This window comes from Pontibacter rufus, from assembly GCF_015694705.1.
GTDB classification, from domain to species: Bacteria; Bacteroidota; Bacteroidia; order Cytophagales; family Hymenobacteraceae; genus Pontibacter; species Pontibacter rufus.
In genome coordinates this window covers 1-15828 of sequence record NZ_JADQDR010000019.1, presented here as the reverse complement: position 1 = coordinate 15828, position 15828 = coordinate 1, and the positions used below count along the sequence as shown (strand labels likewise).

The 15828-nt window shown below is 49.7% G+C and carries 8 protein-coding genes; 3 read left to right on the top strand and 5 right to left on the bottom strand.

All coding sequences use genetic code 11. The annotated features are described in order from the left end of the window. Positions 1–195 precede the first annotated feature (195 nt). From I2I11_RS20945 to I2I11_RS20935, 3 genes are all read left to right on the top strand, one after another. On the top strand, positions 196–2661 hold the full coding sequence (locus I2I11_RS20945; RefSeq protein WP_196269715.1) for a TonB-dependent receptor domain-containing protein: 2466 nt from the start codon (positions 196–198) through the stop codon (positions 2659–2661). Positions 2662–3380: 719 nt separating this feature from the next. After that, entirely contained in the window at positions 3381–5654 is a 2274-nt protein-coding gene (locus I2I11_RS20940) for a GH92 family glycosyl hydrolase (RefSeq protein WP_196269714.1), read from the top strand. A gap of 81 nt (positions 5655–5735) precedes the next feature. Further along, a complete protein-coding gene (locus I2I11_RS20935) occupies positions 5736–8204 on the top strand; it encodes a glutaminase family protein (protein WP_196269713.1) in 2469 nt (822 codons plus the stop codon). 344 nt (positions 8205–8548) lie between these two features. Here the strand turns inward: I2I11_RS20935 and I2I11_RS20930 are convergent, their stop codons facing one another. From I2I11_RS20930 to I2I11_RS20910, 5 genes are all read right to left on the bottom strand, one after another. After that, positions 8549–10873 carry a DUF7133 domain-containing protein gene (locus I2I11_RS20930; RefSeq protein ID WP_196269712.1) on the bottom strand — a complete coding sequence of 775 codons (2325 nt, stop codon included), beginning with the start codon at positions 10871–10873 and terminating at the stop codon, positions 8549–8551. 78 nt (positions 10874–10951) lie between these two features. After that, positions 10952–12271 carry an MFS transporter gene (locus I2I11_RS20925; protein WP_196269711.1) on the bottom strand — a complete coding sequence of 440 codons (1320 nt, stop codon included), beginning with the start codon at positions 12269–12271 and terminating at the stop codon, positions 10952–10954. A gap of 117 nt (positions 12272–12388) precedes the next feature. Further along, positions 12389–13570, bottom strand: coding sequence for a Gfo/Idh/MocA family protein (locus tag I2I11_RS20920; protein ID WP_196269710.1), 1182 nt, complete (start codon positions 13568–13570; stop codon positions 12389–12391). A gap of 14 nt (positions 13571–13584) precedes the next feature. Next, positions 13585–14763, bottom strand: a complete 1179-nt coding sequence (gene uxuA, locus I2I11_RS20915) for a mannonate dehydratase (RefSeq protein ID WP_196269709.1) — start codon at positions 14761–14763, stop codon at positions 13585–13587. Between the two features lie 31 nt (positions 14764–14794). After that, positions 14795–15616: an SDR family oxidoreductase gene (locus I2I11_RS20910; protein WP_196269708.1), complete on the bottom strand. Its 822-nt coding sequence runs from the start codon at positions 15614–15616 to the stop codon at positions 14795–14797. Positions 15617–15828 lie beyond the last annotated feature (212 nt).

Here is a 15828-nt window from a genome sequence, read left to right as displayed (position 1 = left end):
GGTCAGGAAATGAAGAGCGCCAGTGCAGCAACAGCTTAGAGGAGCTGCGCCCCACAGGTAGTTTAATTATTCAGGAATGGGCACGCACAAAGTATAAAGTAAACCAAACCACATGCAACCATTCAGAACGGCTGCTGTCTTTTGTCAAAGAAACGTTACCACCCTTCTTACCAGCAACATCAAAAACCTATAACTATGAAAAAAGTCATACTTTTTTTACTGGCTTCGCTTTGCCTTATGTTGGTTTCTTCTACCATTGGTTTGGCCCAGGAAAACGCAAACGGTACCGGTAAAATCTCAGGTATTTTGCTCGATTCCCTCACCGGCAAGCCGGTAGAATTTGCCACGGTTGCCCTGTTGCAGCAGGGAAGCCAGCAATCCGTAAACGGCACGCTCACCGGTAAGCAGGGGCAGTTTTCTTTTTCCGGTTTAGAGGAAGGAACTTATGAATTGGTCTTCAGCTTTATCGGCTTTAAGACGAAAACCCTGCCGCAGCTAACCCTTACAGAAAGCAAGCCCTATTTAACGTTGGGAAGTATAAAACTCAGTCCGGCAGCTACCCAGCTAAAAGAGGTGGATGTGCAGACCATGCGCCCTACGATTGTGCAGGAAGCAGACCGGCTGGTGGTGAGCGTGGAAGGCACGGCCATGGCAGCCGGCGCAACAGCGTACGATGTGGTTTCCAAAGCGCCAGGTGTGTTTATGGACCAGGATGGCAATGTACGGCTGAATGGCCAGGCCGGTGTAACCGTGATGCTGGATAATAAATTGACCTATCTTTCAGCCCGCGATCTGCGCACCTTGCTGGAGGGCATGTCGGCCGAAAACATCAAAAACATCGAGATCATCACCAACCCTTCTGCCAGGTATGATGCCGAAGGCTCATCCGGCATCCTGAACATCAACCTGAAAAAGAATAGCCAGCAAGGTATGAGCGGCAGTGTGTATGCCGGGTATCGCTACAACGGCAAACAGCACGGCTACTCTGCGGGCGGCAATATCAACTATAAAAAAGGCCACTGGAATTCTTTTCTGATGCTGGATGAGGCACGCCGTGTCGGGGGCCGCGAAGCTACGTTTACGCGCGTGTTTAAAGGCGACGAGGAAACCACGTATTTCGACCAGGTAGCTACCGGCAACTATGAAGTGCAGGGCCCGCCTGCTGTCCGGCTAGGTACAGATTATAGCTTTAACGAGCAGCACAGCATCGGCTTTATGGCCAACTATACCACCAACGACCTGAGCGCCGATTTCCTGACAGATACCTACATTGGGCCCGCACCAAACGCGCCCGTGGTTTACATTGATGCAGATAACTATAATACCAACCGCTTTCAGAACTTCACCTCCAACCTGCATTATGTGGGCAAGCTCGATACGGCCGGTACCATGCTGTCGGCTGACCTGGATTTTGTGCAGATACGCAACGAGGGCGAAGCCAACTTTTACAACTACTATGACAGTCTGTTGGTCGACCAGCCCATCCGCAGGGATTTTCTCTACACGTCTACCCCCAATGGCTTCGATATTTACGCGGCCAAAGTAGATTATACCCGCGCATTAAGCAAGGGCCGCAAATTGGAGTTCGGGGCCAAAGCCAGCCGCGTGATCTCCGACAACAATTCCCGCTTTTTCTTTAACAACAGCGAACAGCCCGTGCTGGACCCCGAGCGGACAACCTACTTTGTGTATGATGAAAATATTTTTGCCGCCTACGCCAACTGGAAAAGCAAACTGGGCAAGAACTTCTCCCTACAGGCAGGCCTGCGTGCCGAGCAAACCGTATCGAATGGCGAGCGCCGGCTGACAGGTGAGGTGAAGCAGTATAGTTATTTTGATTTGTTTCCCAGCCTCTTCGTGCAGCAAAAAGTAACCGACAACTACGAGATTAACTATAACTACAGCCGCCGGCTGCAGCGCCCCAACTATGGCAACCTGAACCCTTTCATCTTTTACCGCGACCCTTATACTTACATACAGGGCAACCCCGACCTGCGGCCCGAGTATACCAATTCCTTCGGCATCACCCAGACCTTTAAAAAGACCTACAGCCTGGCACTGGAGTACCAGGTAACGCACGATGTAATTGCAGAACTGCCCGCTGTAGACCAGGAAACCACCACCACCATTTACTATACCGGCAACCTGGACCAGTCCAAAGACCTGAGTTTAACCGCCGTGGCACCTGTTAAAGTGATGAAGAACTGGGATACCAACAACACGGCTGTGCTTTCTTACAGCGCGTACAGCGGGAATGCAAGCGGGCAGGAGGTTGTAAACGATCAGCTGTTTTACATGCTGCAATCGAACCACACGGTGCTGTTGCCGAAGGATTTTAAGCTGGAAGTTAACTTTACCTACCAGGGGCCGGCCGTGTATGCGCTGTACCGTGTAGAGCCGCAGGTATGGGTAAACATGGGGCTGAAAAAGAGCTTTATGGACAATAAATTCGATGTGAGCCTGAATGCCTATGATTTGTTTAAAAGCCAGCGCCTGATTATTGCCGCCAATGTGGGCGAAGGAAATGTAAGTGAGTTTAACCAGTACTTCCGCAACCGCAGCGTCGGCCTTACGTTGCGCTACCATTTCAACAAAGGCCAGAAGATAGACGAGAACCAGCGCAACAACAGCCTGGAAGAATTAAGGCGCACCGGCAATTAGGCTGGCATTTTCCTGATTTAGTTCAACGGTTCCGTCCCCTGCATAGTTTGCCTGTGCAGGGGCCTTTTTGATTCGGTTTTATGCTGCCGGCGAAACAGAAAATAGCAGGGGGTTATACCATAAAGCACCAGGCAAAGCAGCTTTTAAGAAACTGTGCCTGTTATTTTATGAAGTATGCATCTACTGTTAGCGCTTCAGAGCGTGTGCATGCAACAGAAATATACAACATCGTTGAAGGATGCCGTTTTAAAATAATTTGAACATAATTATAATTTCATCAAAATTATATTCAAATTCACGATTATGAGTTGAAGGAAAGGCATTCATAAATATGGTGCTTACAAGCTTTTATGGACTATTTCTCCGGAAAGTATAAGTTGCTGCAGGTGGATACGGCCATACATAAATATAATGATCAGGCACATTCCTGCTGAATATGAGGAAGAGCAAACGGTAAACGGAACTCTTCCCGGAATGGCTATATGGATTAATTATTGTTATTATATGCTAAAACGGTTTAGTTATTCCTCGTCTAATGCCCTGAGCAGAATGCAACGAGCGCAATTATGCCCGGCTGGGAGCAATCAAGCTGAATAACTGACAACGCATACTTGCGCAAAGGTTAAGTATCGCAAATGCTCCTTGTCAGGATGGAAATAAATGCCGGTGCAGCTTTGAAACATAAACGAACTTCCAGCTACCACAATAAATCAAAGAACATGAGATTAAAAGCTGTTTTTATTTTATTGCTTTCTTTATCAGGGTATTCTGTTTCGGCAGAAGTGCCTGATCTGGTAAAGTACGTGAACACGCTGCAGGGCACCAACTCCTCGTTTGAGCTGACGCGCGGAAATACGTACCCGACTACGGCGCTTCCTTTTGCCATGCACACCTGGACACCACAGACCGGCAAAAACGGCGACGGCTGGAAGTACCAGTATGCCGCCGACTCCATACGGGGTTTTCAGCAGGCGCACCAGTGTAGTTCCTGGACAAACGATTATGCCGTGTTCTCCCTGATGCCCGTTACAGGTAAGCTGGTAGTTAATCAGTATGACAGGGCAGCCCGGTTCAGCCATCAGAACGAAATTGCCAAGCCAAACTACTACAAAGTAAAGCTGGATAATAACATAACCACCGAAATGTCGCCTACAGAGCGCGGCGTGCATGCCAGGTTCTCCTTCCCCCGATCCGGAAGCTCCTATGTGGTACTGGATGGCTACACAGGTATGAGCATGGTGAAAATTATCCCGGAAGAACGCAAAATCATTGGCTACGTCCATAACGGAAGAGGGCTCCAGGAAAACTTTAAGAACTACTTCGTCATCGTTTTCGACAAGCCTTTTAAAGCGCAGGGCACCTGGGATAACACGAATGGTGCCATCGCCAAAGGTGTGCTGACAAATGAGGGAAAAGGTATAGGCGCATATGTGCAGTTTAAAGACGGCGTGACGGTGCAGGCAAAAGTAGCATCGTCTTATATCAGCCCCGAACAGGCAGAATTGAACCTGGAGCAGGAGCTTGGCAAGTATAAAAAGCTGGAAGCCACCAGGGCCGCTGCCGGAAATGTGTGGAACAAGCACCTGGGCAGAATATTGGTGGAAGGCGGCACCGAAGCAGAAAAAGCTACCTTTTACTCCTGCTTTTTCCGCGCCAGCCTGTTCTCACGCAAGTTCTTTGAGTATGACAAGGAGGGTAATCCCTACTATTTCAGCCCCTACGACGGGAAAATATACAAGGGATACATGTATACGGATACAGGCTTCTGGGACACTTTCCGGGCACAGTTTCCGCTCAACACCATTCTGCACCCAACCATGCACGGGCGCTACATGCAGGCTTTGCTGGATGCGCAGGAGCAGTGCGGCTGGCTCCCGTCCTGGTCATTTCCGGGCGAGGCAGGAAGTATGATCGGCAATCATGCGATTTCCCTGTTAGCTGATGCCTGGGTGAAAGGCATTCGCACTTTCGATCCTGACAAGGCTTTGGAAGCTTATCTGCACGAGGCCACCAACAAAGGTCCGTGGGGGCCGGCCAACGGGCGTGAGGGATGGAAGGAATATTTTACCCTCGGCTATGTTCCCTATCCTGAACACGGTGAGGCCACGGCTAAAACTCTCGAATATGCTTACGATGATTTTTGTGGTTACCAGCTGGCAAAGCAGACAAACAATCCCTTTTATGAGCGGATTTTTGCCAGGCAGATGTATAACTACAGGAATGTGTATGATCCGTCTACCGGATTTATGCGCGGCAGAAAAGCCGATGGTACATGGGTGCCCGGCTTCGATCCGGTGGAGTGGGGCGGGCCTTTTACAGAGGGCAATGCGTGGCATTGGGTATGGTCGGTGTTCCACGACGAGCAGGGACTGATAAACCTGATGGGCGGCGAAAAGAACTATACGGCCAAGCTGGACTCTGTTTTCAGCGTGCCGAATACGGTGAAGGTGGGCACCTACGGGCGGAAGATTCACGAAATGACCGAAATGGAGATGGCTAACATGGGGCAGTATGCACACGGCAATCAGCCTATTCAGCACATGGTATACCTGTACAACTATGGCGGGGAGCCCTGGAAATCGCAGGAAAGGGTGCGCACCGTGATGGATAAGCTATACAACGCTACGGAGAACGGCTACCCCGGTGATGAAGATCAGGGGCAGACTTCTTCCTGGTATGTGCTAAGTGCGATGGGTTTCTACAGCGTTTGCCCGGGCACAGACCAGTATGTAATCGGCAGCCCCGTCTTCCGGAAGACGACGATTACCTTAGAGAATGGCAAGAAGTTCATCATTGAAGCCGATAACAACAGCAAACAGAATGTATACATCCAGTCGGCCACGCTTAACGGAAAACCATATACGCATAACTGGATACGTCACAGCGATATCGTAAACGGCGGAACCCTGCATTTTGAAATGGGCAGCAAACCGGCACTTGAAAGGGGGATTAAAGCGGAAGATAAACCATTCTCCTTGTCTGAAGCGAATTAAGAAGTATAGAATTCCTATACATTGTTTAAACATTTATTAAATTAGATTTTAAAGAGTTATCAATATTATACCAGCTTTCTTATGAAAAAAATATGTTTTGTACTCTGCCTCCTGTGGTTTCCTTGGCTTGCATCAAATGCACAGGAACTAAGAGCGCCTGCTTACCCTTTAATCACGCATGATCCCTATTTCAGTATCTGGGCGTTCGGAGATGATGTCTCTAAGTCTACCACCAAACACTGGACCGGAGAAGAGCAGGCCCTGACAGGCATGGTGAAGGTAGATGGCAAAGTTTACCGTTTTCTGGGGCAGGAGGCAAGAACCTACAACACGGTGCTGGCGGCGGCTGATGAGGAAAACTATGCCTTTCAATACACGGAAGCTGAGCCTGCGTCCGGCTGGATGAACCCACAGTTTGATGCAGCACAGTGGAAATCAGGGGCTGCACCTTTTGGCGATGATCAGCAAAAGGCTAAAACACCCTGGAAGAGTGATGATCTATGGGTTAGAAGAACGTTTCCGGTTAAGGATACAAACCTGAACAAGCTGTTCCTGAAGCTTAACCACGATGATAATGTGGAAGTATACCTGAATGGCGAGGAGATTTACCGGCATAGCGGCTGGACGAACAAGTATGAGTACATTCCGATAAGCGATGCGGCTGCAAAAAAGCTGAAGAAAGAAGGAAACGTGCTGGCCATACACGTGGCCAATACTGCCGGAGGCAGATGGCTAGATGCCGGTCTGGTTCAGGAACAAACGTCAAAAGATGATGCAAAAGTAATTCCTGCCGTACAAAAAGACGTACAGCTGGATGCCACACAAACCACCTACCAGTTCACCTGCGGCGACATAGATGTGACGGCTACTTTCACGTCGCCGCTGCTATTAAAAGATCTGGAGCTTTTGTCCAGGCCGGTATCTTATGTATCCTTCCAGGTGAAGTCCAACGACAAGGCACAGCATGAGGTGCAATTATACTTTGGCGCTTCCGCAAACATCGCTGTAAACACACCTGAACAGGAGGTAAGCGCACAGCAGTATACTTCCGGCAAGCTGGCTATACTGAAGGCCGGCACAAAAGAGCAGCCTATATTGCAAAAAAAAGGCGACAACGTGCGCATCGACTGGGGCTACATGTATGTGGCTGTTCCTACCGCTGACAAGCCAATCCAGTATGTGGCGCCGGCAACACAGGCCATCGCTCCGTTTGTTTCCTCTTCCAAAGCATCATCCACAGGTACTAAATCTGGCAAAAACCTGGTGCTGAGTACCATTGTGCCCCTGGGCAAAGTAGGGAGCAAAGCAGAAGAACAGGTTTTTCTATTGGGTTATGATGAGCTTTATTCGGTACAGTTTTTCCACCAGAACCTGAAGCCCTGGTGGAAGCTCGATGCCTCTGATACCATGGAAGAAGAACTGGCTGAAGCAGCTGCAGACTACAAAAAAGTAATACAGCAATGCGAGGCTTTCGATGATAAGCTGTACCAGGATGCTCTAAAAGCCGGAGGCAAGGAGTATGCAGATTTGTGCGAACTGGTGTACCGGCAGGCTATCGCCGCACACACAATCGTAAAAAGCCCTGAAGGCGAGCTCCTGTTCTTATCAAAAGAAAACTTCAGCAACGGCTCCATCAATACGGTGGATCTTACCTACCCTTCAGCCCCTTTATTTCTGATATATAATCCAGACCTGGTGAAAGGCATGATGAACGGTATCTTCTACTACAGCGAAAGTGGTAAGTGGAAAAAGCCGTTCGCGGCGCACGACCTGGGCACTTACCCGATTGCCAACGGCCAGACCTATGGTGAGGACATGCCGGTAGAAGAGGCGGGCAACATGGTTATACTTGCGGCTGCTATAGCCAAAGCAGAAGGGAACGCTGATTACGCTAAAAAACACTGGGAAACTTTGACAACCTGGGCAGAATACCTCAAAAAGAGCGGCTTTGATCCGGCAAACCAGCTTTCTACCGACGACTTTGCAGGCCACCTTGCGCGTAATGCCAATCTCTCGGTAAAGGCCATAGAGGCTTTGGCCGCTTACGGAAAGCTGGCAGGTATGCTCGGTAAAGCAGATGTTGAAAAGCAGTATACAGAACTGGCCAAAAGCATGGCGCAGAAGTGGATGCAACTGGCAGCGGATGGCGACCACTATACTTTAGCCTTCGGGAAGGAGGGAACCTGGAGCCAGAAGTATAACCTGGCCTGGGATGACATTTTAGACCTGAACATTTTCCCGGAATCTGTGATGGATAAGGAAATAGACTTTTATTTAACGAAGCAGCGTACTTACGGATTACCGCTGGACAGCCGCAAGACGTACACCAAATCTGACTGGATACTCTGGACAGCTACCCTGACCGATAACGAAGCTGATTTTAAAGCACTTGTGCATCCTGTGTGGGAGTATGCCAACGAAACCCCTGCCAGAATTCCGATAAGCGACTGGCATGAAACTACTAATGCCGAAGTGCTCAACTTCCGGGCGCGCTCCGTGGTAGGCGGGTATTTTATGAAGTTGCTGGAGATGAAGATGGAGAATAAGTAATCTTCCTGCAGGTAGCAAAACGTGCTTGCAAAAAGTGTAGCAGGCACTTGCCTGCTACATAAGCAATACAAAGTATAAGCCATTAAAATTAAAGCCTGCCCTGCTGAGGTATCAACAGGGCAGGCTTTAATTTTATAATACTAAATTGAAATAAAGAAGACGTAAGTATTTCTAAACCCGGCAGGTTTTAAAACCTACCGGGTTGCTTCGCCAATCATTATTTCAGCAAAACTATCATAACAAGTATGTCTTTTTAAAATCAATCTGATATAAAGAATCCTCTGATAGCAGACAGGCAAGTATAGCCGGATTATACTTTTGCTAGCAGCGATGTAAATAACTCATTAATACAGTTTATTTAATTCCTCAATGGTGAAAGCCTTTTGCCTGTCTTTGAGCTTCTGGCGTATTTTTGTTACATCGGCAGTACTCACTTCGGAAGCATCGTTTCGCCACGACTTCCTGATGAAACTAAGCAGTTGCGCCACATCTTCGTTAGCCAGATCCTTGTCGTAACCTATACCAGGCATGTCGAGATTAATTTCAGGCGCTTTGTACACGTGGCCGTTTACTTTTACAGGGCCGGTCAGTCCAAACAGCACAATAGAAATAAGCTTGTCTTTGTCGCCTTGCACCCATTCCGACTGATTTAAAGGAGGCGCCAGCGATTTTATACCATTGCCGTCCGGCCCGTGGCATGTCTGGCAGGTGGAGGCAAACATAGCCGCTCCTTTCGGAAATTCCTTCAGCAGCGTTTCCGGATTCCGGTTAGCCCGGGCACTGTTGGCGTTCGCTATTACCCGCTGCAGCCTTTTGTGGAAGGCAAGTGCCGTATCCGGCGCAAAGGCTGCTATTTCTTTCTTAAAGCTTTCTTCGCGGCCCTGCAGGTTGCTTATCACGGCATCTGCTACGTATTTGTTATCAGGGTATACTTTTACCAGTTTCTGTAACAGGTTATTGGCAGCTGCCTCATCTAAGGGCCTGATATAGTTTGCTATGAAAGCAACGTATGGGGCAGCCAGCTTGTCACCGCCGTCCACCAGCTGCGCAAGCACCGGCACGAATTGTTTGTAGTTTGTTTTATTCAGTACAGAAGGCAAAATGCTTAATGCCTGCATCCGGAGGGGCCAGGCTGTTTGCTTTAATAATGCCAGTACCTCTTCTGTTTTCAGGGCACCCAATCCTTCCAGGGTCCAGAGCGCATGAATGGATTGCAGTTGGTTGTCTGTTTCATTTACTGCCTGCCGCAAAGCCGGAATAGCCTGGGTATAGTGGCGGTCAATCAGCATTTGCTGGGCATTGTCGCGCACCCAGCCATTCGGATGCCCGAGCAGCTTAACCAATTGCTGCGGGTTGTCAGGAAGGTCTACCATCTCGGGCGTTTTGCCTTCCGGCACAATTTTATAGATGCGGCCATACCCTAAAGGCTGCGTCAGTTCCCGCTGCTCAATCTGGTTCTTCAGGTAGTCGGTCAGATATGTTTTATGCTGGATGATGCCGCGGTACATGTCTACAATGTATAAAGCGCCGTCCGGGGCATTGTATAAGCTTACCGGGCGAAAGCGCTCGTCCACACTCGCTAAAAACTCTTTGCTTTCATATGCCTGTTTTCCGTTTGTTATATAACCGTTTTCGTGCAGGATATTGCGTTTGATGAGATTGGCGGAGGGCTCGGCCACAAACACATTGAACGCATAGTCTGGGCCAAATAAACCGCCCCGGTATACAACAGGCCCACTGGCAGCCGTAAAATTCACCAGCCGCAGGCTGTCATCCAGAATACCTTCCATGTACCCTCTGTTTACGCCCGGTGTCGGCCTGATGGGATAAACCCTGTTGTTGGCCACTATCTTTTCATTATACCCTTCAACGCCACGCTGGTATTTATTGGAAGCCCCGAACCCCGGTGGAAAATAATCTCCCAGAAGGTTTTCGGAGTTGGTATTATAGTATAACCGGCCGTAATTATCCTGTGTGATGCCCCATTGCCCGCGGAAATGAGTTTGTTCAATCAGCCATTTATCTCCTGCCTTGCGGTAGCGCTTGTCTGATTTGGCGTTGTAAATCCAGTTGTCCAGTGCCCGCAGCAGGCCGTTTGCCTGGTGCTCTACGTTGCCACCGGCGGCGTAGGCAGCATCTACCAACGTCTTTTTCCCCGGTTTGCCGTTGTTTATTTCATAGTACCACAGGCTTGGCGGCTCGGCCACCAGAATGCCGTTGTCAATCAGGCAAATGGCGCGCGGCAACACCAGCGAATCCAGGAATACTTCCCGCTTATCAGCCACGCCGTCCTGGTTGGTGTCTTCCAGAATAACAATTTTGCCGCTCGGTATACCTTCTCCGGTGCCGGCGGTATCAGGCATGTAACCATCCATTTCCACTACCCACATGCGGGCGTCGTAATCAAACGTGAGGGCAACCGGCGTGCTGACCAGGGGCTCTGCCGCCACTAATTTTACGTTAAATCCGTCAGCTACCTGCATCAGTTTGAGAGACGCTTCCGGGGAAACAACAGGCGATGATGCCAGGTTATACTTTACAGGTTCAGGTTTGCTTACTTCCGCGCGGTCAGCGGATGTTTGCTGTGCATTTATGGGATTACTACTCTGGCAGTAGAATAAAGAACAGGCAAGTATAAGTATAAGCAACGGATACAGATATTTTTTCATCTTTAATATTTGACTTTCTGAAATGTAAAAGAGCTTTTAAAGTTTAACAGGGCAGGCGCTGCCCAAAGTATATTTCTGCTATAATTTCAGCGGCTTCATATGCCTGGTAAGCAGATGTATAATTATCCAGGCCAGCAGATAAGCGAAACCGCAAATGATGAACAGGATGTTGTAGCCGGCACTAATATTTCCTAGGGTTTCATAGTATTGCAGCAGCGCGCCCACAAACAGCGGGAAAATGGTAGAGGCGATGGAGCCGGACATGCCGCCAATGCCCACCACCGTGCTTACTGCTCTTGTAGGTACTATATCCGATACGATGGTAAAGATATTGGTGCTCCAGGCCTGGTGCGCGGCTGCCGCCAGGCTGATGATGCCCACTGCCACCCAGATATCAGTGGCATACCTTGCCAGTACGATAGGCAGTACCACAAAAGCTACAATAAGCAAAGTAATTTTCCTGGCCTTCAGTACCGGCCAGCCCCGCTTAATCAGGTAGGAGGACAGATAGCCGCCGCCTATACTTCCAAACGTGGTAGCAGTATAAACAACCGCCAGCGGCAGGCTTGGCTTGGTTAGGTCCAGGTTAAAGGTGGTGGCGAAATAGGAAGGCAGCCAGAACAGGAAGAACCACCAGATGGGATCGGTTAATACTTTGCCCACGATGAACACCCACGTTTGCCGGGTACGAAGCAGGTGGCTCCAGTTGAGCGTTCCGGTGGTTTCCACGAGGGCCGGCTCGTTATCGATATGAATGAAGGCGTATTCTTCAGGAGAAAGTTTTTTATGGCGGGAAGGTACTTCATATAGGAACCACCAGAATATCAGCCATATAAAACCCAGAGCTCCGGTAATTATAAAGGCTTCCTGCCAGCCGTATGCACCCAGGATCCAGGGCACTAGGAGCGGAGCCGCTACTGCCCCAATGCTGGTGCCGGAGTTAAAAATACCGGTAGCCAGGGCACGCTCTCTTTTCGGGAACCATTCCGCTACCGCCTTCACGGCCGCCGGAAAGTTGCCCGACTCTGCCAGGCCCAGCAGCCCCCGGACCAGACCAAAACCCAGGGTGCTCTTTACGGCAGCATGTAGTATGGCGGCAATACTCCAGACAGTCACAGAAATGGTGTACCCCAGCTTGGAGCCTATTTTGTCGATGATACTGCCGAAAATAATATAGCCAACAGCATAAGAGGCCGAAAAAAACATGATGATGTACCCGTAATCCAGCTCCGACCAGTTGAATTCAGCCTCCAGGGTAGGTTTCAGTAAGCCGATAACCTGCCTGTCGATGTAATTGATAGTAGTTGCAAAGAAAAGCAAGGCGCAAATTACCCAACGGTAATTACCTGTTTTGGCTTCTCCGATAGTGCCATTCGTACTTATCTTAGTTTTTTCCATGGTATAATTTAACAGGCTTCTGTTGATGCGATATGTATATAAAGTCTGAAGTATGCGGGGCCGTGGATGGAATCAGGTTCATTTTAGCTGTTATCTTCCAAAGCCAATTACCGGCAGCTATAGTATGGTGATGGGCACTTCGGCGCCTTTTCTTTCTGAGGAAACATAGCCGGCATAGATGGTAGAAATCACGTCGGCGGCCAGGCTGCTGTTGCTTTCTACCGGCTCCCCAAAGGCAGCAGACCTGTAAAAGGCATCCATCTCGTGCTGATAACCGGCAAACCAGCCTTCGTCCGGTGATATAGAAGACCAGCCCTGCTTGGTTTCTGTTTTCTCGACCACATACACATCTTTGAAGTATACCTCAGCCGGTGTGTATGCCTGCATGGCGGTATTGGGGTTGATGTTACAGATGGTGCGGTGGTTGCTGGTATTTACTTCAATCCAGTTGTGCACACCACCTAACACCAGTTCACTGGCAAACACATCGGCGATGGTGCCGTCTTCGAAAACAACATGCAGCATGGCAAAGTCCTCGATGTCTTTATAAGTGGTTCTCAGGTGGCCTTCGTCTTTGAAGCCGGGCATACGCGTAATGGCATGCGTTCGTGCGGAGATAGATTTTGGCCGGATGGCTTTTCCGTTGCGGGCGCGGCCTTCCACATGTTTCAGATAAATGGCGGCTGACAAAGGGTGACAGCCTTTCCCAATCATGGAGCCACCCCCGGAAAGCTTCCACTGGCCGTATGCTAAAGAATGCGAGCCGGAATGCGATTCTTCGCCATGCATCCAGATAATCTGGGCGCCTGTTTTTTCCAGTATATCGCGCTCTTTCTGTATGGAAGGGGCATATACCCAGTTTTCGGCATACATAATCACACCTTGGCTTTCCTTTTCAGCTTCCAGCATCCGGCTGATGCTTTTCAGGGTTTCTTCCAGTCCCTTTTCTCTGGAGAAGGTATCCCCGTTAAAATCCTTACTTCCGTCACCAAAATAACCGGTAAACGGCTTTTCTACAATCACATGTTTGTTGAGCTTCAAAGCTGCTACCACAATCGGCTCGTGGGTTACGGGCGGCGTGCATACATGAATCACATCAGCGCTTTCCAGCAATGCTTTCAGGCTGTCGAATGCGGTGAGGTTCCGCTGCGTTGTGAATGCCTGCAGATTTTCTGATGAGGGCGAGTATGCGCCCACAATTTCTACTTTGGTACTGAATACACGTTGCAGCGCATCGTAATGAAACCGGGCGGCAAACCCCGAACCCACGATGCCGGCTTTTATAACTTTTTTATCCATTAGGTATGCTGACTTTATTTTGCTTTACTGCTCATAGACATTTCAATTCCCATCTCCAGGCCGCGCAACTCTGCCAGCCCGCGGAGCCTTCCGATGGCGGAATAACCGGGGTTAGTGACTTTGTGCAGGTCGTCGAGCATCTGGTGGCCGTGATCAGGCCGGAACGGGATGGGATGCGCTCGTTTGCTGTTCAGGATAATCAATTCTTTCATCACCGCATACATATCCACGTCGCCCTCCAGGTGATTGGCCTCATAAAAGTTTCCATCAGCATCCCGTTGCGTGCTTCGCAGATGCACAAAGTTGATGCGTTCTCCAAACTGCTTTATCATTTCCGGCAGATTGTTATCTGGCCGTACCCCGAACGACCCTGTACAAAAACACAGCCCGTTGCTCAGGGACGGCACCGCCTCTACCAGGGCCTCCACATCGGCAGCAGTACTTACTACCCTTGGCAGCCCCAGGATACTGAAGGGTGGGTCATCGGGATGTATCACCATCTTCACACCCGCTTCTTCCGCCACCGGTATAATTTCCTGCAAGAAATAGACGAGGTGCTGCCGCAGTTTGTCCGCGTCTATGCCTGCGTATGCATCCAGCGCCTGTTGAAACTGGCCCAGTGTAAAACTTTCTTCGCTACCGGGCAGCCCGGCAATAATGTTCCGTTGCAACAGCAGTTTCTCTTCGCCGCTCATGCCATCAAACCGCTGCCCGGCCCTCTCCAATTCCTGTACTGTATAATCTTTCTCCGCATTTTTCCGGCGCAGCATGTATACATCAAAGGCGATAAAGGCAGCCTTCTCGAAGCGCAGCGCCCTGGAGCCATCCGCCACGGTGTAGCTCAGGTCCGTCCGGGTCCAGTCCAGTACGGGCATAAAATTGTAGGTGACGGTATAGATGCCACAATCGGCCAGGTTCCGGATCGACTGCCTGTAGTTTTCTATGCAAGTTTTAAAGTTTCCGGTTTGTGTTTTGATCGACTCGTGCACCGGCACACTTTCCACCACGCTCCACACCAGTCCGGCCTGTTCCACCTCCGCCTTGCGCTTCCGGATTTCTTCCACAGGCCAGACCTCGCCATTGGGTATATGATGCAGCGCCGTAACGATGTCGGTGGCGCCGGCCTGCCTGATGTCCTGTAAGGACACGGGGTCATTGGGGCCGAACCATCTCCAGCTTTGTAACAGTGACATATTTGGATATTTAGCTTGAATGTGAATTGTCCTAAACCCCGCTGAAAGCATTAAAGCCGCCATCTACCAGCAGCGTTTCTCCATTCACAAACCGGGAAGCATCGCTCAGCAGGTAAATGAGCGTACCGGTCAGTTCCTCCGGGTTTCCCAACCTCCGGAAAGGGGTATGGTTTATAAATTTCTGTGCCCGATCCGTGTAGCTTCCGTTTGGGGCCAGCAACAAGCTCCTGTTCTGCTCTGTCAGGAAAACACCGGGCGCAATGGCATTCACCCGTACGCCATCGCCGTAGCGCAGCGCCAGTTCCACAGCCATCCATTGGGTATAAGCTTCCACCGCTTTCTTTGCCAGGGTATAGCCCAGCACCCGGGTGAGTGGCCGTTGCGCCGTCAGTGAAGAGATATTAACAATGGCACCCTTTCCTTTCTCGGCAATCACTCTCCCGAAGACGTGCGTTGGGATGATGGTGCCGAACAGGTTCAGGTCCACGGCTTTCCGGGTATCTTCAATTTTAGTGTCAAACAAGTTTTGGTCAGGCATGATGGTGGCGCCGGGAATATTTCCGCCGGCAGCATTCACCAGGCCGTCTATGGTTCCCCAGGCTTTCAGCACTTCTTCTTTTGCTGCATTCATCTGCCCTTCATCCAGCACGTCCCCTAATATAGCGATGGCCTCTCCGCCAGCAGCCCTGATTGCTGCCACCCGCTCATCGGCACGCTCCCGGTTGCGCCCCAGAATGGCTACCTTAGCCCCGGCCCCGCCAATGGCAAGCGACATGGCTTCACCCAGAATGCCGGTGGCTCCCGTCATTACGATTACTTTGCCTGTTAATGAAAACTGTTCAATTCCGCTCATGTAATGTCTTTGGTTTGTAATAAATGCCCCTTTGTACCAGTGGCCTTTTTAATTCTATATAGCTTGTCAGAAAACGTCTTTCAATTTAATGTCAGGTTGTTAGTTGTTTAGTCCTACGAAGTAATATATTGTTATCTTAGAGTATGTTTTGAAATTTTTCAATTTCTTGCTTTAGAGGGCTTTAATCTATTTAGCAGGAAGGAGATAAAGGC